Annotated in this window: 17 protein-coding genes; 8 read left to right on the forward strand and 9 right to left on the reverse strand. The window is 73.3% G+C overall.

Annotation, left to right across the window (positions count from 1 at the left end; all coding sequences use genetic code 11):
* The first annotated feature begins 56 nt into the window (after positions 1-56).
* From DEJ46_RS29295 to DEJ46_RS29315, 5 genes are all read left to right on the forward strand, one after another.
* Entirely contained in the window at positions 57-1271 is a 1215-nt protein-coding gene (locus tag DEJ46_RS29295; RefSeq protein WP_150271129.1) for an NAD(P)/FAD-dependent oxidoreductase, read from the forward strand.
* Positions 1272-1314: 43 nt separating this feature from the next.
* Positions 1315-1680, forward strand: a complete 366-nt coding sequence (locus DEJ46_RS29300; protein ID WP_055644029.1) for an Rv2175c family DNA-binding protein — start codon at positions 1315-1317, stop codon at positions 1678-1680.
* A 102-nt stretch (positions 1681-1782) separates the two neighbouring features.
* Positions 1783-2436 (forward strand): thiamine phosphate synthase, encoded by a 654-nt coding sequence (thiE, locus tag DEJ46_RS29305; protein ID WP_150271131.1) that lies wholly within the window; start codon positions 1783-1785, stop codon positions 2434-2436.
* 123 nt (positions 2437-2559) lie between these two features.
* Positions 2560-3477: a methylenetetrahydrofolate reductase [NAD(P)H] gene (metF, locus tag DEJ46_RS29310; protein WP_150271133.1), complete on the forward strand. Its 918-nt coding sequence runs from the start codon at positions 2560-2562 to the stop codon at positions 3475-3477.
* A 54-nt stretch (positions 3478-3531) separates the two neighbouring features.
* Positions 3532-4407, forward strand: a complete 876-nt coding sequence (locus tag DEJ46_RS29315; RefSeq protein ID WP_150271135.1) for a DUF1129 domain-containing protein — start codon at positions 3532-3534, stop codon at positions 4405-4407.
* A gap of 15 nt (positions 4408-4422) precedes the next feature.
* Here the strand turns inward: DEJ46_RS29315 and DEJ46_RS29320 are convergent, their stop codons facing one another.
* The 5 genes from DEJ46_RS29320 to DEJ46_RS29340 all read right to left on the reverse strand — a co-directional run bounded on the left by DEJ46_RS29320 (position 4423) and on the right by DEJ46_RS29340 (position 10551).
* Positions 4423-5865, reverse strand: a complete 1443-nt coding sequence (locus tag DEJ46_RS29320; protein ID WP_190622958.1) for a phytoene desaturase family protein — start codon at positions 5863-5865, stop codon at positions 4423-4425.
* 33 nt (positions 5866-5898) lie between these two features.
* Complete coding sequence (locus DEJ46_RS29325; RefSeq protein ID WP_150271136.1) at positions 5899-6546, reverse strand: DUF4126 domain-containing protein; 648 nt, start codon at positions 6544-6546, stop codon at positions 5899-5901.
* Positions 6547-6829: 283 nt separating this feature from the next.
* Positions 6830-7438, reverse strand: a complete 609-nt coding sequence (locus DEJ46_RS29330; RefSeq protein WP_150271138.1) for a TetR/AcrR family transcriptional regulator — start codon at positions 7436-7438, stop codon at positions 6830-6832.
* A gap of 43 nt (positions 7439-7481) precedes the next feature.
* Complete coding sequence (locus DEJ46_RS29335; RefSeq protein WP_150271139.1) at positions 7482-9569, reverse strand: YhgE/Pip domain-containing protein; 2088 nt, start codon at positions 9567-9569, stop codon at positions 7482-7484.
* A complete protein-coding gene (locus DEJ46_RS29340; protein ID WP_150271141.1) occupies positions 9541-10551 on the reverse strand; it encodes an ATP-binding cassette domain-containing protein in 1011 nt (336 codons plus the stop codon). The genes DEJ46_RS29335 and DEJ46_RS29340 overlap by 29 nt, the downstream gene beginning before the upstream one ends.
* A 164-nt stretch (positions 10552-10715) precedes the next feature.
* Between DEJ46_RS29340 and DEJ46_RS29345 the strand changes: the two genes are divergently transcribed.
* The 3 genes from DEJ46_RS29345 (at position 10716) to DEJ46_RS29355 (ending at position 12779) form a co-directional block, all read left to right on the forward strand.
* A complete protein-coding gene (locus DEJ46_RS29345) occupies positions 10716-11246 on the forward strand; it encodes an SAV_6107 family HEPN domain-containing protein (RefSeq protein ID WP_150271142.1) in 531 nt (176 codons plus the stop codon).
* Positions 11247-11313: 67 nt separating this feature from the next.
* On the forward strand, positions 11314-12102 hold the full coding sequence (locus DEJ46_RS29350) for a methyltransferase (RefSeq protein ID WP_150271145.1): 789 nt from the start codon (positions 11314-11316) through the stop codon (positions 12100-12102).
* Positions 12103-12374: 272 nt separating this feature from the next.
* Positions 12375-12779: a DUF3040 domain-containing protein gene (locus tag DEJ46_RS29355; protein ID WP_150271147.1), complete on the forward strand. Its 405-nt coding sequence runs from the start codon at positions 12375-12377 to the stop codon at positions 12777-12779.
* Positions 12780-12928: 149 nt separating this feature from the next.
* On the opposite strand, the gene DEJ46_RS29360 is transcribed toward DEJ46_RS29355, so the two are convergent.
* From DEJ46_RS29360 to DEJ46_RS29375, 4 genes are all read right to left on the reverse strand, one after another.
* Positions 12929-15355 (reverse strand): DUF3488 and DUF4129 domain-containing transglutaminase family protein, encoded by a 2427-nt coding sequence (locus tag DEJ46_RS29360; RefSeq protein ID WP_150271149.1) that lies wholly within the window; start codon positions 15353-15355, stop codon positions 12929-12931.
* Complete coding sequence (locus tag DEJ46_RS29365) at positions 15352-16701, reverse strand: DUF58 domain-containing protein (RefSeq protein ID WP_150271151.1); 1350 nt, start codon at positions 16699-16701, stop codon at positions 15352-15354. The genes DEJ46_RS29360 and DEJ46_RS29365 overlap by 4 nt, the downstream gene beginning before the upstream one ends.
* The gene (locus DEJ46_RS29370) at positions 16701-17720 is read right to left on the reverse strand and encodes an AAA family ATPase (RefSeq protein WP_150271153.1); all 1020 of its coding nucleotides are present in this window, start codon (positions 17718-17720) and stop codon (positions 16701-16703) included. The genes DEJ46_RS29365 and DEJ46_RS29370 overlap by 1 nt, the downstream gene beginning before the upstream one ends.
* Before the next feature lie 145 nt (positions 17721-17865).
* Positions 17866-18405: a beta-class carbonic anhydrase gene (locus tag DEJ46_RS29375; RefSeq protein ID WP_150271155.1), complete on the reverse strand. Its 540-nt coding sequence runs from the start codon at positions 18403-18405 to the stop codon at positions 17866-17868.
* Positions 18406-18539 lie beyond the last annotated feature (134 nt).

An 18539-nucleotide genomic window follows, 5' to 3' on the forward strand; every position in this document is an offset into this window, starting at 1 on the left:
GACCGGCGCCGCGCCCCTCTCTTCCTGACGGTTCGTCAGATGCGTAAGGTGGGCGGGTGAGCGAGCAGAAGCAGGCCCAGCAGCAGGTCGTGATCGTCGGTGCCGGGATGGCGGGTGTGCAGACCGCCGTCGCCCTGCGTGAACAGGGCTTCACCGGCACCGTGACCCTCATCGGGGCCGAGCCCCACCAGCCCTACGACAGGCCCCCGCTCTCCAAGGCGATCCTCCTCGGCAAGGCCGAGGACTCCGCCTTCGACGTCGACTTCGAGGCCCTCGGCGTCGAACTCCGCCTCGGCCTCGACGTCACCGGGCTGCGCGCCGCCGACCACGAGATCGACACCGAGGCCGGACCCGTCCCGTACGACGTCCTCGTCGTCGCCACCGGGGCCCACCCGATCACCCTGTCCGGCGCCGAGGGCGTCCCGGGGGTCCACCTCCTGCGCACCCTCGACGACGCCGTGCGCCTCGGCCCCGTCCTGGAGCGCCGCCACACCGTCGTGGTCGTCGGCGCGGGCTGGATCGGCGCCGAGTTCGCCACCGCCGCGCGCGAGGCGGGCTGCGCCGTCACCGTCGTCGAGGCGGCCGACCGCCCCCTCGCCGGGGCCCTGCCCGCCGAGGTCGCCGCCCCCATGGCCGGCTGGTACGGGACGCACGGCGCCGAACTCCTCACCCACGCGCGCGTGGACACCGTCGAACCCGGCCGCGTCGTCCTCGCCGACGGCCGCGAGCTGCCCGCCGACGCCGTCGTCGTCGGCATCGGCGCCCGCCCCGCGACCGGCTGGCTCGCCGGATCCGGCATCGCCCTCGACCCGAGCGGCGCCGTCACGGCCGACGAGCGGCTGCGCACCTCCCTGCCCGACGTGTACGCCGTGGGCGACTGCGCCTCCTACCCCTCCGCGCGCTACGGCGAGCGCCTCCTCGTCCACCACTGGGACAACGCCCTCCAGGGCCCGCGCACCGTGGCCGCGACGATCACGGGCGCCGACACCGGCCCGTACGACCCCGTGCCGTACTTCTGGTCCGAGCAGTTCGGCCGGTTCGTCCAGTACGCCGGGCACCACGCGGACGCCGACGAGCTCCTGTGGCGCGGCGACCCGGCGGACGACACCTGGTCCGTGCTCTGGCTGCGCTCCGACGTCCCGGTCGCCCTCCTCGCCGTCGGCCGCCCCCGCGACCTGGCCCAGGGCCGCAAGCTCATCGAGACGGCCACCGCCGTCGATCCCGAGCGGGCCGCGGACCCGTCCGTCCCCCTGAAGGCGGCAGTCAGGTAGGGCCCGGCTACCGGCTGTCAGTCCGGGATGGCAGGCTTGTCCTGTGACCGAGATTGACGTAAAGATCGATGCGCTCGTCCCCGCCTGGCTCTACGTGCCCGACATCGCGGAGGCGCTCGATGTCGACGTGGTGCGTGTGCGACAGCTGATCAAGGACGGCCAGCTCATCGCCGTGCGCCGCGGCGAGAACAGGTCCCTGCAGGTTCCCGCCGCCTTCATCCAGGGCGACAAGATCGTCAAGGGCCTCGTCGGCCTCCTGACCGTCCTGCGGGACGACGGCTTCACCGACGAGGAAATGCTGGAGTGGCTCTTCACTCCGGACGAGAGCCTGCCGGGCACGCCCGCGCAGGCGCTCAACGAGAATCGCGGCACGGAGGTGAAGCGCCGCGCCCAGGCGCTCGCCATCTGACGCCCGCACGCACCGAAGACACCACCAGCGGGTGTCGCGGCGACCGGCCCCTCACGGGCCGGCCGCCGCGGCACCGGCGACACCGACGGGGGGAACCCACCCATGCCCACGCCTCGTGAGCAGCTCGCCGACGCCCGGCTCTACCTGTGCACCGACGCCCGGAAGCGCCAGGGCGACCTGCCCGCCTTCCTCGACGCCGTGCTCTCCTCCGGGGTGGACATCGTGCAGCTCCGCGACAAGGGCATGGAGGCCGGCGAGGAGCTGGAGCACCTCGCCGTCTTCGCCGAGGCCGCCCGCCGGCACGGCAAGCTCCTCGCGGTGAACGACCGGGCGGACGTCGCCCACGCCATCGGCTCCGACGTCCTCCACCTCGGCCAGGGCGACCTGCCCGTCCCCGCCGCCCGCGCCATCCTCGGCGAGGAGGTCCTGATCGGCCGCTCCTGCCACGCCGAGTCCGAGGCGGCCGCGGCCGTCGTCGAACCGGGCGTGGACTACTTCTGCACCGGGCCCTGCTGGCCCACCCCCACCAAGCCGGGGCGGTACGCACCGGGGCTCGACCTCGTGCGGTACACGGCGGGTCTGGCTCAGAACCGCCCCTGGTTCGCCATCGGCGGCATCGACGAGACCAACCTCGACGAGGTCCTGGACGCGGGCGCCCGCCGGATCGTCGTCGTCCGTGCGATCACCGAGGCGGCGGACCCGGCGGCCGCCACCGCCGCCCTCGCCAAGCGCGTCCGTGAGCGTGCCGCGGCCTGAGCGGGCCTCGTGGACGGTGTTCTCCTGGGCGCCCCGAACCGCGTCCCGGGAGAATGTCCGAAAAATTGTCCACAACGCGGACGCCTTCTACGCGGGTCCTCGACACCCGTCTAACCTGCCCGTATGGCCCTAGGTACCGCTTCCGTCCGCTCGGACCGCGCACGCACGGTCCGCGAGATCCTCGCTTCCGGCGGCACGTCGTACTCCTTCGAGTTCTACGCGCCGCGGACCGCGAAGGGCGAGCAGGTCCTCTGGAACGCGATGCGCCGGGTCGAGGCCGTCGGCCCCAGCTTCGTCTCCGTGACCTACGGCGCCGGCGGCACCACCCGGGGCGGCACGGTCAAGGCCACCCAGAAGATCGCCTCCGACACCACGCTCACCCCCGTCGCGCACCTCACCGCCGTCGACCACTCGGTGGCCGAACTGCGCAACGTCCTCGGACAGTACGCCGACGCCGGCATCCGCAACATGCTCGCGCTGCGCGGCGACCCGGCCGGCGACCCGCTGGGGGAGTGGGTCGAGCACCCGGAAGGCGTCCTGTACGCCGCCGACCTGGTCCGGCTCATCAAGGAGTCGGGCGACTTCTGCGTCGGCGTCGCGGCCTTCCCCGAGATGCACCCGCGCTCCACCGACTGGGACACGGACATCCGGCACTTCGTGGACAAGTGCCGCGCGGGCGCCGACTACGCGATCACCCAGATGTTCTTCGATCCGGAGAACTATCTGCGACTCCGCGACAGCGTGGCGAAGGCGGGCTGCGAGACCCCGATCATCCCCGAGGTCATGCCCGTTGTGAACGTGAAGACCCTCGACCGGCTGCCGCAGCTGAGCAACGCCGCCTTCCCGGCGCATGTGAAAGACCGGATCCTCGCGGTCAAGGACGATCCGGCCGCTGTACGCTCCATCGGTATCGAGTTCGCGACGGAGTTCTGCGCGCGTCTGCTCTCCGAGGGTGTCCCCGGACTGCACTTCATCACGCTGAACAGCTCCACCGCGACGCTCGAGATCTACGAGAATCTCGGACTGCACCAGCAGTCGTGACCGGTCGTACCCGCCCCGACCCGCGGCGGTGACCGTGGAGAGGGGCGGCGGGGCATGGGGTGGACGGTCCTCTACATCGCATTCGGCGTGGTCGCGCTGTGGCTGCTGGGGGAGGTGCTCCTCCAGTACAAGGCGCGGCTGCGCTGGCGACTGCTCGCCTTCACCGGCTTCCTCGGCGTGGTCCTGGGCGTCCTGCTGCCCTCGGTGGCGGTCATCATCGCCGGCGCGGTCGCCTTCGCCGTCGGCCAGACCTATGTGACGCTCTCCTTCCGCCGCGGCTTCTCCACCGGCTGGGCGATCGGCGGGAACCCGGGCGCGAGCCGCCGCCGCAAGGCCGGTGCCCAGGCGGGGCCGACGCTGGAGGTCACCGAGCTCTCGTACGACACCACCGACGCCTATGACACGGCGGACGGCCACCGCCACGACGACCCGGCCGTCACCGCCGCCGAGACCACCGCGGTCTACGAGCCCCAGCCGCTGCCGGACGAGACCGGCCAGTACGGGATCTACGACATCGGCCGCCAGGACGCGGGCCACACCGGCCACCACGAGACCGGCCACCACGACTCGGGTCACCACGACACCGGTCAGGGCGCGGGCTACGGCACGGGGTACGAGCAGCCGCAGCAGCCCGCCTACGACCCGTACGCCCCGGCCTACGAGCAGCAGCCGGCCTACGACTACGGCGCGCCCGCCGCGCAGCAGCAGTACGCCGCCTACTCCGACCCGTACATCGGCCCGGGCACGGACGGCCAGCAGTACACCTCGTACTACGGCGACCCCTACGCCCCCTCCTACACCTACGACACCCCGCCCGGCGGCGTCTGGGTCCCGCAGCAGCGCGACACCGAACAGCCCCCGCAGCAGGCGCCGCAGCAGAGTCCGTACGGCTACGAGCAGCACCCGGACGAGCAGCACTACCGCTACTGACCGGGCGCGCCCTCGTCAGCGCGAGCCGCGGAAGTCCGCGCCCTCCACGATCAGGCCCGCCACCAGCGCGCCCGACATGCCCGCGTGGGCGAGCCCGCCGCCAGGGTGGGACCAGCCGCCCGCGAACCAGAGCCCCGGCAGCGGCGAGCGGTTGGCGGCCGGGAGCAGCAGGCCGCGCCCGCCGCCGAGGGCCGGGCCCGGCACCTCGGCCGACCCGGTCTCCCGCCGCACGTCCTCCGGGGTGCGGACGTGCCGCCACAGCAGCCGCTCCCGCAGCCCCGGCACCGCCTGGGCGGCCGCCTCGACCATGAGGTCGGCGAAGGCCTCCCAGCCCTGACCGTCCCGCTCCGGAGCGGTGCGGACGGTCGCCGTCACCGTCACCGACTCGTGCTCCGCGTCCGGCCGCAGCGCCGGGTCGTCCGGCCGCAGCACCGTCACCGCCGGCCGCTCGCCCGCCGCGTGCACGACCGTGCGGTGGACGGCCGCCGGCTCCCGGGGCCCGCGCAGGGCCAGACAGACCGTCACCCGGCTCGTCGCCGCCTCCTGGTGGCGTGGCAGGTCGTCCTCCCGGTCCCACGCCACGACGTGCTCGCGGTAGAGCGACGGCACCGGGGCGCCGGAGACGACGTGGTCGGCCTCGACCGTCTCGCCCCCGGCCAGCCGGACTCCGGTCGCCCGGCCGCGCTCCTCCAGGACGTCCTCGACCGCCGTGCCGAAGACGAAATCCACCCGCCGCTTCCGGCAGCGCTCGTACACCGCGTCGGCGAGCGCCCGCAGGCCCCCGCCCACGTACCAGCTGCCGAAGGTCTGCTCCATGTAGGGCAGGACGGCGGCCGAGGCCGGAGCGGTCGCCGGGTCGAAGCCGTACGACCACGCGTACGCGTCGAGCAGGGCGGCGAGCCGGGGATCGCCCAGCTCCCGCGCCCCGACCTGGGCGAGCGTCGTCGTCGGCCGGCGCAGCAGACCCGCCTTCAGCGCAGGGTACGGCTCGCGGGCCAGCGGCGCGGGGTCGGCCGGCTGCGGCTCCTCCAGGAGCGGGCGCCGCGTCCGGTCCCAGGCCTCGCGGGCCCGCGTCAGGAACTCGCCCCAGCGCTCGCCCGCGCCCGCGCCGAGCGCCGCGTCCAGAGCGGAGACCGTGCCGGCCCGGGAGGCGTTCGGCAGGTCGACGCGCGTGCCGTCCGCGAAGACATGACGGCTCGCCGGGTCGACCTGGGTCAGCGCGACGCACTCCTCCAGGGGCTCCTTGCCCGTCTTCACGAACAGGTCCCGGTAGACGGCGGGCAGGTGCAGCAGCCCCGGGCCGGTGTCGAAGGCGAAGCCCTCGCGGGCGAAGCGGCCGACCGCCCCGCCGTATGTCGCCGTCCGCTCGTACACCGTCACCCGGTGGCCCGCCACGGCCAGTCGGGCCGCCGTCGCCATGGCGCCGAGTCCCGCGCCGATCACCACAATCCGTGCCATGTCAGCGACCCTATCCGGCGGGTCGGACACCGCTCAGAAGTGGTCGGACTCGTCCGGCGGGGGCTGCGTCCGCGCGGCGCGTCTCTCCGCGTACGCCAGCTGCTTCTCCTCACGCCGCTGGGACCGGCGGCGCAGGAAGCGACGGATCTTCTGGGCGAGGAAGAACAGTATGGCCAGGCCGAGGGCGAGCAGGACGGCCGCGATGATCGACGCCGCCACCGGGTTGAAGATCGCGAAGGTGACGATCGCGGCCACCCCGAGGTCCTCCGCCAGGCTCAGCGCGACGTTCGAGAACGGCTCCGGCGAGGTGTTGACCGCCATCCTCGTCCCGGCCTTGACGAAGTGGCTCAGGAGGGCCGTCGAGCCGCCGACCGCGCCCGCCGCCAGCTGCGGCAGCGAACCGTCCTGACCGGCGAGGAGAGCGGCCACCACGGCACCCGCGATCGGCCGGATCACCGTGTGGACGGAGTCCCAGGCCGAGTCGACGTACGGGATCTTGTCCGCCACCGCCTCGCACAGGAACAGCACGCCCGCGACGACGAGGACATCGGTGCGCTGCAAGGACTCGGGCACCTCGTCGGTCAGCCCGGCCGCGCCGAAGACGCCGAGCAGCAGGACCACCGCGTACGCGTTGATCCCGCTAGCCCAGCCGCTGGTGAACACCAGGGGGAGTACCGACACGCCCGCGATCGTAACCAGGACTGAGTATCCGTACCTAGAGGGCGAGATGAGTAGGTTCGCGGATGGGCCCGGAGCCGCCGGGACGGAAGAGTGGTGACCACGGAAGGGGCGCGGCTCCGGCACCGCCGGCACGGGGCTGCGGAACGGGGCCGCGCGCCTACCGACTCCGGGGCACGGGGGATGTGCCGCGGGGGTGCACGGGGGTGCACGCGAAGAAAGAAGGCCGGTGCGGTGGGGCTCGGGGGGGAACGAGCCTCACCGCACCGGCCTTTCGCGTACGGGCCTACCGGCCGCCGACCCGGCCGTGGAGCAGGCGCGAGAGCGCCGCGTGCACGTCGTCGAGCGAACGCTCGCTCTGGAAGGCCTGCCAGTCGAGCGCCGCCACGAGCACCATCCCGACCAGGGCCGCCGCCGTCAGCTGGACGTCGATGTCCTCGCTCAGCTCACCGGCCGCGACCCCGTCCCGCAGGACCCCCTCGACCACCGCGACGGCCTCCTGGCGGACCACCAGGAGCGTCGAGTTCCAGGCCCGGTTGGTGCGCCAGAGCTCGGCCACGTACAGCTGGGTGAAGGCCGGGTAGCGGTCGATGAAGACGAGTCCCGCCCGGATCATCGCGTCCAGCGCGTCGATCCGGCTGCCGCCCCGCTCGTCCGTCTCCTCCGCCGCGGCCCGCAGCGAGGCGGTGAGCAGCGAGACCCCGTGCCGCAGCAGCTCCTCGAAGAGCTCGGTCTTGCTCTTGAAGTTGTAGTAGACCGTGCCCTTGGCCACCCCGGCCCGCTCGGCGATCTCGTCCACCGTCGTCGCGGAGAAGCCCTGCTCCGCGATGAGCGTGACGGCCGCCTCGTAGAGCTTCGCGCGCGTGGCCTGGCGTCGGGTGCTGCTGCTGTCCATGGGGTCGATTCTCACAGGTGTCGGGGGTGTCACCGGCCCTGTCTCACAGGGTCAGCTCGGGGTGGAGTCGGTCGAGCGTCCAGACCTGCCGCTTCCGGGCGGAGACGGCGGTCAGGGCCAGGGCGCCCAGGGTGAAGGCGGTCAGCACCGCGCAGGCCTGCCAGACCGGTTCGATCCCGCCGCCCGTGATCAGCCGGCGCAGCGCCTCGACCACGTACGTCATCGGCAGGAAGGGGTGGATCGCGTTGAAGAAGCCCGGGCTGGTCTGGACGGGGTAGGTGCCGCCCGCCGAGGTCAGCTGGAGCATCAGCACCGCGAGCACGAGGATCCGGCCCGCCGCGCCGAAGCGGGCGTTGAGCCACTGGATGATCGCGGCGAAGCAGCAGGTGACCAGGGCGAGGAAGCCGATCGTGCCCGCGGCCCTGGCCATCTGGAGGCCGAGGCCCCAGTGCAGGACGGACATGAGGGCCCCGACCTGGAGGATGCCGATCGCCGCCACCGGGAGCCAGCCCGCGAGCGCGATCCGCCAGGCCGAACCGCCGGCGGCGAGGGCGCGCCTGTTGAGCGGCTGGATGATCATGTACGCGACCATCGCGCCGACCCACAGGGAGAGCGGGATGAAGTACGGGGCGAAGCCCGTGCCGTAGTTCGGCGCCTTGTGCAGGGACTGGGAGGCCAGCTGCACCGGGTCGGCCATGACCTCCGTACGCCGGTCGCGGTCCTTCTCGTCGTAGTCGGGGATCTGCTTGACCCCGTCGTGCAGACCGACGGCCAGTGCGCCGGAGCCGTCGGCCAGCTTGAACAGCCCGCCGTCGAGCTCGCCCGCGCCCTTCTTGAGCTTGCCGATGCCCGTGTCGAGGTCGGCCGAGCCGCTCTTGGCGCCGCTGATGCCGGTGTGGAGCTTGTCCGCGCCGTCGGCGACCTTCTTGGCGCCCGCGTTGAGCTCGTTGATCTTCCTGATGGCGTCCTCGACGTCCTCGTCGAGGTGCGGGGCGCGGACGGCCAGTTCGTCGGCCTGCTTCTTGAGCTTGACGAGCCGCGCGTCCAGGGTCTTGAGGTCGCCGGTGCTGTTCTTGGTCAGGGCGTGCACGTCGTCGGCGATGGTCGCCACGTCGTTCGCGGAGACCGTGGCCTTCTTGAGCACCCCGCACACCTTCGCGTCGGGCTCCGGGTTCTTCTCGCACTCGTCGCGGTGGAGGGCGGCGAGTCCGTCGTTCGCCGCGTGCGCGCCGGCCCGGACCACCGGGGCGCGCTTGACGACGTCGTCGAGGTTGTTGCGGACGGCCTCGATGGAGTCCGAGGCGAGACGGGCGCTGTCGCGGATCGACGTGCCGTTGTTCGCCAGGTACGGGCGGACCTTGTCGGCGGTGCCGTTGACCTTGTCGGCGAGCTTCTGCGTGCCGTTCGCGACCTTGCGGGCACCGTTCTCGACGTCCCGGGCACCCTTGTCGAGCTTCTTCAGGCCGGCGGACAGGTCGCCGCTGCCCTCCTTGGCGTCCTTGAGGCCCGCGGCCAGGTCCTTGGAGCCCTTCTTCGCCTTGTCCACACCGTCCTTGAGGTCGTCCGCGCCCTTGGCGGCCTTCGCGGTGGCCTCGTGGATGTCGGAGAAGGAGATGAAGATCTTGTCGAGGAAGGTGCGGGAGGACTTGGTGGAGGCCGCCGTGCGCACCTCGGAGAAGACCGTGCGGGAGATCTGGCCGACGATGTAGTTGTTGGCGTCGTTCGTCCGGACCCGGAGGGCGCCGGTCTCGGGGGAGTCGCCGGAGCTGGAGGCGATCCGCGAGCTGAAGTCGCCGGGCATGGTGAGCGACAGGTAGTACGTCCCGTCCTCGACGCCCTTGCGCGCCTCGGCGTCGCTCACCCGGTGCCACGCGAAGGTGTTGCTCTCCAGGAGCCCCTCGGCGATGTCGTCACCGGCGTTGATCTTCTTGCCGTCGGCGGTGGCGCCCCGGTCCTCGTTGACGAGGGCGACGGGGATCTTGTCGAGTCTGCTGTACGGGTCCCAGAACGAGTACAGGTACAGGGCGCCGTAGAGCAGCGGCAGCAGCAGGATCGCGACGAGCGCGGCGCGCGGCAGCTTGCCCCTGCCGAAGCGCTTCAGCTCAAGAGCGGCCAGTTTCGGCGAGCGCATCGGCCGTCCCCTCCTCGGTGTCGTCCTGGGTGTCGTCTTCGGTGCCGGCGTCCGCGTCGTCGTCCGCGTCGGCTTCGGTGGTGGCGGGCTCGGCCTCGTCGGGCTCGGATCCCTGCTCGGGCCCCGGCTCGGGCTCCGCGGCCTTCCCCGGCTTCTCGGCCTTCCCGGGCTTCTCGGCCTTCTCGGGCTTCTCGAGCGTGGTGACCTTCTCGGCCTTCGAGGGCTCTTCCGGGTCCTCCGGCTGCTCCGGGTCCTCCGGCAGCTCCGCCGCGTCGGTGGTCGTCGTGATCCGCTGGGCGCCGGCCGGGGCCTCGGCGCAGACGGCGAGGACGGTCGTCCCGGCCTCGGCCACCGAGCGCAGCAGCGTCCAGACCTCGGCCCGGTCGGCGTCCGAGAGCTTCAGGTCCGTGTCGTCCAGGGCGAGCAGCCGGGGCCGGCCGACGAGGGCCAGCGCGATGGAGAGGCGCAGCGCTTCGAGCCGCTCCAGATCGCGTACGGAGGTCCGCTCGCCCTTCGGCAGGGCGGCGATGTCGAGGCCGGAGGCCGCGACGGCCTCGTCGATCCTGGACCGGGCCTCCGCCGCCCGCTCGGCGGGGCGCCGCAGGAACGCCCGTACGGAACCGTCGAAGCGGCGCTGGAGCAGCGCCCGCTCGCGCAGGTGCTCGGCGACCGTGAAGGCGGGGTCCAGCTCGCTCACACCGGGCACCTGCCCGAGCGCGCTGAAGCGGCGCACCGCGCCCAGCTTGCGGGGCAGCCGCACCCCGCCGACCTCGGCGTGTCCCTCCGTGGCCTTCATGCGGCCCGTGAGGGCGAGCAGCAGGCACGTGCGACCGGAGCCGGACGGGCCCTCGATCGCCACCAGCGCGCCCGGTTCGGCCCGGAAGGAGACCTCCCGGAAGGCCCAGCCGCGCGGTCCCTTCAATCCGAAGCCGTCCGCGACGACGGCGGCGCCGTGCGGCTGCTCCTCTGCCTCCGCTCCCACGGGCCCACCCCCCACTTCCCCATTTTGAACTGACTGGTCAGTCCAAAAGTTACCCCGGGGTAGTGGATCACGCAAAAGCCCAGGTCAGCCCGCGTTGTCAGTGGGGCCCTGCACGATGGACACATACGGCCACAGCGCCGTCACGCGACGACAGGAGGCACGTCATGGCCAGCCCTTCCGCAGCAGCCGCGCCCCGCCCCCGCCCCGGCGGCACCGCCGTTCCCGCACGGTCCGGACCAGCCTCCGACGTCCACCCCGTCCCGCGCCGCGCCGGCGCCCCGCCCGCCGCGCTCGACCTCCTCGCCAAGGCCCGCGCCGGACTGGCCGAGGCCGCCGTGCTCGACCGGCCCCACGAGCGGTACGCCACCGCACACCTCGCCGCCCTGCGGGCCGCGGCCGCCGTGCTCGCCGCCCGGGCCAGGCCCGAGACCGCGCCCCGGCACCGGCAGCGCATAAGGAGCGCCTGGGAGCTGCTGCCCCGGCTCGCGCCCGAGCTGACCGAGTGGAGCGCCCTCTTCGCCTCCGGTGCCCAGCGCAGGGCCCGCGCCGAGGCCGGGATCACGACGGCGGCGAGCCGGCGCGAGGCCGACGACCTGCTCCGGGACGCGGCCCTGTTCCTACGGCTGGTCGAGAGGCTGCTCGTCCTCCAGCCGGTGCTGCCCCGTCAGCCGGGGGCCGGAGAGGCCGACGGCTGATCCGAAACGCAGGCCCGAGGCCATAGGGTGGGGACCGTCCGTACCCGTCACCGAGGAGTCAACAGCCGTGCCGGACCCTTCCCCTGTCTTCGGTCGAGAGACGTCGTCGCGACCGTCGCGCGCCTCCCTGCGTACCGCCGTCGTCTGGGACGTCCTCAAGGACGCCCTCGACCGCCGGGTCAAGGCCACCGGGAAGGACAGCCTCGATGTCCTCGACACGGGCGGCGGCTCCGGGAACTTCGCCGTTCCGGTGGCCCGCCTCGGGCACCGCGTCACCGTCGTCGACCCCAGCCCCAACGCCCTCTTCGCGCTGGAGCGCCGGGCCGCCGAGGCCGGGGTCGCGGACCGCGTCACCGGTGTCCAGGGAGACGTCCGCGGTCTCTTCGACGTCGTCGAGCGCGAGGGATACGACGCCGTCCTCTGCCACGGCGTCCTGGAGTACGTCGACGACCCCGCCGAGGGCGTGCGGAACGCGGTCGCCGCGCTCCGCACCGGCGGCAGCCTCAGCCTGCTCGCCGCCGGGGTCGGCGGCGCCGTGCTGGCCCGCGCGCTCGCCGGGCACTTCACCGAGGCCCGGCACGCGCTCACCGACCCCGACGGCCGCTGGGGCACGGGCGACCCCGTCCCCCGCCGCTTCACCGCCGACCAGCTCACCGAGCTCACGGCGGAGGCCGGTCTCGAGATCGGCGCCGTGCACGGCGTCCGGGTCTTCGCCGACCTGGTTCCGGGCGTCCTCGTGGACACCGAGCCGGGCGCCGCGGAGGCTCTCCTCAAGCTGGAGGCCGCGGCCGCCGAGCTGCCCTCCTTCCACGCCATCGCCACCCAGCTGCACGTTCTCGGCGAGAAGCGCGCCTGACAGCCGACGGCACCCGTTCGGCGGTGCGGGCCGCAGACGGCGATGGAGTACGCCACAGCCCGCCCCATGTGGGGTTCCGCCCCGTATGATCGGGGGACACCATCCGGCATGACGGAGATGGCGCTGGGGAATCAACGCCTCAGCAACCGATCCGCATGGCGGCCCGGATTGGCTATTCGGCATTGTGGGCGGGTTTCACGGGGGCGATTCCCTGCCTATCCTGAAAGGGCCGCAAACCGGTCGCCCCCGCGACCGACGACTAGGAGGACTCCGTGCCGCTCTCGGAGCACGAGCAGCGAATGCTCGAGCAGATGGAGCGAGCGCTGTACGCCGAAGATCCCAAGTTCGCGACAGCGCTCGAGGGAAGCGGGCTGCGTACGTACACCCGCCGACGGGTTTACCAGGCAGTCGCCGGCTTCCTGGTGGGTATCGCGCTCCTCATGGCCGGAATGGTCGCACAGCAGATCTGGATCAGCGTGGTGGGATTCCTCGTCATGCTGGGCTGCGCGGTCCTGGCGGTCACCGGATGGCGCAAGGCGCCCAAGCCGGGCGAACAGCAGGCCAGGGGAGGGACGGCGACCGGTGGTCGCCAGACCCGGCAGCGACGCTCCACCATGAATCGGATCGAAGAGCGGTGGCAGCGCCGCCGCGACGAACAGCAGGGCGGCGGCCACTGACGGCCCCCTGAGCGGTAGCCCCGCACCCTTACACGACCGAGCCCCGCAGGGCCCGCGCCATCAGGCGCGATGCCCTGCGGGGCTTCGTCGTCACCGCTGCCGCCGCCCGTGGACCGCCGCTCCGCCGGAGCGGCGGTCCACCAGGGCCGTCAGCCCGCCTCGCGAGGCGTACGGCGCAGGAGCGAGGCCGCACGCGAGACCAGCGTCCGGCGGCGTACCGCCCACACCGTCGTCACGGACGACCAGCGGTCCGAGGCCGCCCAGCGGAGGCGGACCGCCGAGCGCGGGGCCAGCCCCGCGCGCAGGCGCCCACGGCGGTCGGCGCTCGCGTGGAAACCGGCCCTGACCCGGGCGGCCTCCTCGGCGAGACCCGCCGCCGGCACGGGCCGGGGCGCGTAGAGCACCTCCTCCACCGCACGGGCCACGCGATGCACCGCGTCCGCCGGCTCACCGTGCAGCTCACCCAGCCGGACCATGCGCGCCGCCGTCTTCCGCGGCGTCATGGAGTCGTCCGGCTCGACCCCGTAGTCCCAGGCCGTGTCGGTGATCTCCCGCCAGACCGCGAGCGTCCGCGCCGCCAGGTCCTCCGGGCCGCGGCCGCCGCCCGGACCGAGCCGCCGGGCCCGCACCCGGGTCCGCCACAGCGCCGGCAGGAACGGCAGCGCCAGCACCACGAGCGCCCCGAGCGTCACCAGGACGACCGTCAGGGGGTTCGGGCCGGAGCCGTCCGACTCCGCGCCGGCCATCGCCGCGTCCGGACCGCAGTCGCCGAGCTTCTTCATCTGCGGCGTGCAGCTCTCCGAGGCGCTCGGCGCGGCGGACGGCTGCGCCGAGGCGCTCTGCTCGGGCTGCGCGGGACCGGTGGCCGTGCCCGACGGCGTGTCCTGCCGCGTGTAGGCCGGGGTGGAGCCCCGCGACGGCGTCGGCTCGAACCGCATCCAGCCCGCCCCGTCGAAGTACAGCTCGGGCCAGGCGTGCGCGTCCCGGATGCCCACCGAGACCGAGCCGTCGGTCTGCGGCGTGCCCGGCATGAAGCCGACGGCCACCCGCGCGGGGATGCCGAGCGAGCGGGCCATCGCCGCCATGGAGAAGGAGAAGTGGACGCAGAAGCCCTCCTTGTCCTTCAGGAAGCGGGAGATCGCCTGCGCCCCGGTGCCGGAGGTCACCTCGACGTCGTAGCGGAAGCCGCCGTCATCGGCGAACCAGTTCTGGAGCTTGACCGCCTTCTCGTAGTCGTTGCGCGCTCCCTCGGTGACCTCCAGCGCCGTCGCCTTCACATCGGCGGGCAGGGAGGCGGGGACCTTCGTGTACTCGGCGCGCAGCTTCTCCGGGGCGCTCCCGGCCGCGGCCAGCTGCCCGGACGTGGGCTGCACGTCCAGGCTGGAGACCTGGTAGCGGACGCCGCCGGTGGTCTGCTTGTCGTCGCCGACGAGCATCCGGCCGGCCGGCTCGAAGCGCCACTTCCCGCTGATGTCGACCCGGCCCGCCGGGTACGGCATCGGCAGCCACCGCTGCTGGTACGCCTCGGAGGCGACGAGATTGGTGGTCACCTCGCTGACCTTGACGTCCTGGCTGAGCCCCTCGGGCCACGGCAGCTGCTTCGGCACGTCCTCGATCGGACGGACCGAGGACTTCCAGGAGGCGCCGTCGAACTGGTCGAGGGCGACGAGCCGCATGTAGAGGCCGCTGGTGTCGCGGGCGTTGGTCCGGTAGCGGAGGACCTCCCGGTCCTCGGGCTGGCGCAGATTGTCCTGGAGGGAGACCAGCGGGTTCACGGCGGAGATCGTGCCGCCCGGGCCCGAGCCCCCGCCGCTCTCACCGCCGCCGTTCCCGAACAGACCGCCGGAGAGACCGGGCAGCGCGAGCGGCACCACCAGGGCGACACCCATCGCGACGGCGCCGATCCGGCGACCGGTGCGGGCCGGCGCGAAGGCTCGGCCGCCGAGCCCGGCCGCCGAGCCCGGCCGGCCGGAACGCTGGGCGCCGCCGAAGACCCGCCCCCACTGGGAGAGCCGGTCGCGGCCCTCCGCGAGGAGCAGCAGCAGATAGCCGGAGGCCGCGAGGAGGAACCACAGCCAGCCCGCGCCGCCGCCGGAGAGACCCGCGGCCACCGAGTACAGCGCGAGCAGCGGAAGACCGGCCGGGGCAGCCCTGCGGAAGGTGACCGCGAGGGCGTCCACCAGCAGCCCGATCGCGACCACACCGCCGACGAGCATGAGCCGGATGCCCTCGGTGTCCGGCGCCGGTATCGCGTACCGGCCGACGTCCTCCGCGCCCGCCTGGAACAGCTCGACGGCGTGCGTCACGGCCTGCGGACCGGGGATCAGCCACAGGACGGCCTGCTCCCGGGCGAAGACCACCGTGAGCGCGAGCAGCACGACGGCCACCTGCGCGAGCAGCGTCAGCGGCCGGGCCAGCGGAACCCGCCGGGCCAGCGTGCCCACGCCGCTCACCAGGGCGAGCACGAAGGCAGCCGTGAAGATCCAGTTCGCCGGCTTGACCAGCGGGAGCAGAGCCCCGGCCGCCATCAGCGTGGCGCCCCAGGAGGCGAGGGTCAGCCGTGCGCGGCCGCTCATGACCAACCTCCGTAGGTGTCGGCGGCGGATTCCGTACGGGCTCCGGCCGCCTGCTGCCACACGTCGGCGATCCGCGCCCCGGACGGCACGGCCAGCGCCGTCCAGCCCGCCTCGCGCAGCTGCCGTACGCGCTTCTCGACCCGCCCGCCGGCGGCGGCGCCGGTCAGCCAGGTGCCCGAGTCCAGGACGAAGGCGACGGCCGCGCCGGTCCGCCCGCGCATCCGGGCGGCCAGGGCCGCCTGCTCCTCGTCGAGGTCGCCGAGGAAGGCGATGAGAAGCCCTTCGTTCCCGCCGCGCAGCACGTCGGAGGCGCGGGAGAGCCCGGCCCCTTCGGAGTGGTCGACGACCGCGAGCGTGTCCATCATCAGACCGGCCGTGTCGGCCGAGTCCTGCGCCGAGCCGGCGAAGCCGTCGGAGCCCTCGCCGGGCACCGCGCTGCCGGTGTCGGTGAGCAGCCGGACCGCGTAGCCGCGCTCCAGCATGTGCACCAGGGCGGAGGCGGTGCCGGAGACCGCCCACTCGAAGGCGGAGTCGGGGCCCGTGCCCTGGTAGGCGACCCGGCGGGTGTCGAGGAGCACGGTGCAGCGGGCCCGCTGCGGCTGCTCCTCGCGGCGGACCATCAGCTCGCCGTAGCGGGCGGTGGAGCGCCAGTGCACCCGGCGCAGGTCGTCGCCGTGCCGGTAGGTGCGCGGGATGACGTCGTCGTCGCCGGCGAGCGCGAGGGAGCGCTGGTGCCCGTCGCCGTACCCCGCGGCCTCGCCGGCGAGCTTCACCGGGGGCAGCGGCTCCGTGCGCGGGACGACGGTGAGGGTGTCGTACGCGCTGAAGGCACGGGTCAGTTCGCACATCCCGAAGGGGTCGTTGAGCCGGAGCTGGAGCGGGCCGAGCGGGAACCGTCCGCGCAGGTCGGAGCGGACCCGGTAGGAGACCTCGCGCCGGCCGCCCGCCTCGACCCGGTCGAGGACGAAGCGCGGGCGGGGGCCCAGCATGTACGGCACGTGGTCCTGGAGCATGAGCAGCCCGGTGGGGAGCTTGGAGACGTTCTCCATCCGGAGCTGGACCCTGGCCTCCGAGCCCGCCTCGACCCGCTGCGGGGTGAGGCGGCGGGAGGCCGCGACCCGGTAGCGCGTGCGGTGCAGCACGAAGACGCAGATCAGCGGCAGGGCGGCGAGGAGCAGCCCGACGCGCAGCAGATCGGCCTGGCCGAGCACGTACGCGCAGACGGCGGCGGCCACCCCGGCGGCGAGGAAGGACCGGCCGCGGGTCGTGAGACCGCCGAAGGCGGCCCGCAGACCGCCCCGGTCGTCGTCGCGCCGCTGCCCGTCCGGTACGGCAGCGCCTCCCATCACAGCCGCCGGGCGCCGGGCTGCTGCTGGCCGTAGAGAGGTCCGGCGGGCGGGGCCGCGGCCGGGACGGGGGTGCGCTGGAGGATGTCCTGGACGACCTGCTCGGCGGTGCGCCGGTTCAGCTGGGCCTGCGCCGTCGGCAGCAGCCGGTGGGCGAGGACGGGCGCGGCGAGTGCCTGGAGGTCGTCCGGCAGGACGTACTCGCGGCCGCTGAGCGCGGCGGAGGCCTTGGCGGCCCGCACCAGGTGGAGCGTGGCCCGGGGCGAGGCGCCGAGCCGCAGGTCGGGGTGGGTGCGGGTGGCGGCGACGATGTCGACCGCGTACCGGCGGACGGCGTCGGCGACGTGCACCGCACGCACGGCCTCGATCAGCTTGATGATGTCGTGGGCGTGGGCGACCGGCTGGAGGTCGTCCAGCGGGGACACCGAGCCGTGCACGTCGAGCATCTGGAGCTCGGCCTCGGCGCTCGGGTAGCCCATGGAGACCCGGGCCATGAAGCGGTCGCGCTGGGCCTCGGGCAGCGGGTACGTGCCCTCCATCTCCACCGGGTTCTGGGTGGCGACGACCATGAACGGGCTGGGCAGCTCGTAGGTCTGGCCGTCCACCGTGACCTGCCGCTCCTCCATGGACTCCAGGAGCGCGGACTGGGTCTTCGGCGAGGCGCGGTTGATCTCGTCGCCGATCACGATCTGCGCGAAGATCGCGCCCGGCTTGAACTCGAACTCCCGTCGCTGCTGGTCGAAGATCGACACGCCCGTGACGTCCGAGGGCAGCAGGTCGGGGGTGAACTGGATGCGGCGCACCGAGCAGTCGATGGACCGCGCCAGGGTCTTGGCGAGCATGGTCTTGCCGACGCCGGGCACATCCTCGATGAGGAGGTGCCCCTCGGCGAGCAGCACGGTCAGAGAAAGCCGTACGACCTCGGGCTTGCCCTCGATCACACTCTCCACCGACCCGCGGACACGCTCCGCGGTCGTGGTCAGATCAGTGAGGCTCGCTCGATCGTCATAGGTCGTCACCCGGCCCTCCTCGGCCTTCCGGAACACGGACACCTGCCCCCGGGGACATGTTTCGGGGGGTGTCACCTGAGCATTCTTGTTGGCGTGGCCGCGTCGTGTCACTCGCCCGTGGACAAGTGCGAGGGAAATGCCGGGGTTTGGTCGGTTACGTCGGGTCGATCTCGCGGAGCAGGCCCGTCGTCACGTCGAAGACGAAGCCCCGGACGTCGCCCGTGTGCAGGAGGAACGGGGAGGTCCGCACCCGCTGCATCGACTGGCGGACGTCCTGGTCCACGTCGCGGAAGGCCTCGACCGCCCAGGCGGGCCGCTGGCCGACCTCCATCTCCAGCTCGTGCCGGAACTCCTCGGTGAGGGACTCCAGGCCGCAGCCGGTGTGGTGGATCAGCACCACGCTGCGGGTCCCGAGGGCCCGCTGGCTGATGGTGAGGGAGCGGATCACGTCGTCCGTGACCACGCCGCCCGCGTTGCGGATGGTGTGGCAGTCGCCGAGTTCGAGGCCCAGCGCTGCGTGCAGGTCGAGACGGGCGTCCATGCAGGCGACCACGGCGACGCCCAGCACGGGCCGCGCGTCCATCCCGGGATCGGTGAACGCGGCGGCGTACTGCTCGTTCGCCTGTACGAGACGGTCGGTGACGGTGGAGTCGGCGGTGATGACGTCGGCGGAGGGGTGCGCGGAGGTCGACATGGTTCCGACGGTAATGGTCACAGTCCCGCGCGGCCCGCTGTGAGAGGGGACAAAGAACCACAACGAGCCTTGTTGTGAGCTAACCCACAGGCACCGGCCGGGCGGCCCCGAACGGGTGAGCCGCCCGGAATGTC

This window comes from Streptomyces venezuelae, assembly GCF_008642375.1.
GTDB classification, from domain to species: Bacteria; Actinomycetota; Actinomycetes; order Streptomycetales; family Streptomycetaceae; genus Streptomyces; species Streptomyces venezuelae_G.

Excerpts from the sequence above, each read along its gene's own strand:
- DEJ46_RS29335 (WP_150271139.1), bottom strand. The coding sequence starts at position 9,569 with ATGCGCTCGCCGAAACTGGCCGCTCTTGAGCTGAAGCGCTTCGGCAGG.
- DEJ46_RS29375 (WP_150271155.1), bottom strand. The coding sequence starts at position 18,405 with ATGTCGACCTCCGCGCACCCCTCCGCCGACGTCATCACCGCCGACTCC.
- DEJ46_RS29345 (WP_150271142.1), top strand. The coding sequence starts at position 10,716 with ATGGCCAGCCCTTCCGCAGCAGCCGCGCCCCGCCCCCGCCCCGGCGGC.
- DEJ46_RS29330 (WP_150271138.1), bottom strand. The coding sequence starts at position 7,438 with ATGGACAGCAGCAGCACCCGACGCCAGGCCACGCGCGCGAAGCTCTAC.
- thiE (WP_150271131.1), top strand. The coding sequence starts at position 1,783 with ATGCCCACGCCTCGTGAGCAGCTCGCCGACGCCCGGCTCTACCTGTGC.
- DEJ46_RS29360 (WP_150271149.1), bottom strand. The coding sequence starts at position 15,355 with ATGAGCGGCCGCGCACGGCTGACCCTCGCCTCCTGGGGCGCCACGCTG.
- metF (WP_150271133.1), top strand. The coding sequence starts at position 2,560 with ATGGCCCTAGGTACCGCTTCCGTCCGCTCGGACCGCGCACGCACGGTC.
- DEJ46_RS29315 (WP_150271135.1), top strand. The coding sequence starts at position 3,532 with ATGGGGTGGACGGTCCTCTACATCGCATTCGGCGTGGTCGCGCTGTGG.
- DEJ46_RS29320 (WP_190622958.1), bottom strand. The coding sequence starts at position 5,865 with ATGGCACGGATTGTGGTGATCGGCGCGGGACTCGGCGCCATGGCGACG.
- DEJ46_RS29365 (WP_150271151.1), bottom strand. The coding sequence starts at position 16,701 with ATGGGAGGCGCTGCCGTACCGGACGGGCAGCGGCGCGACGACGACCGG.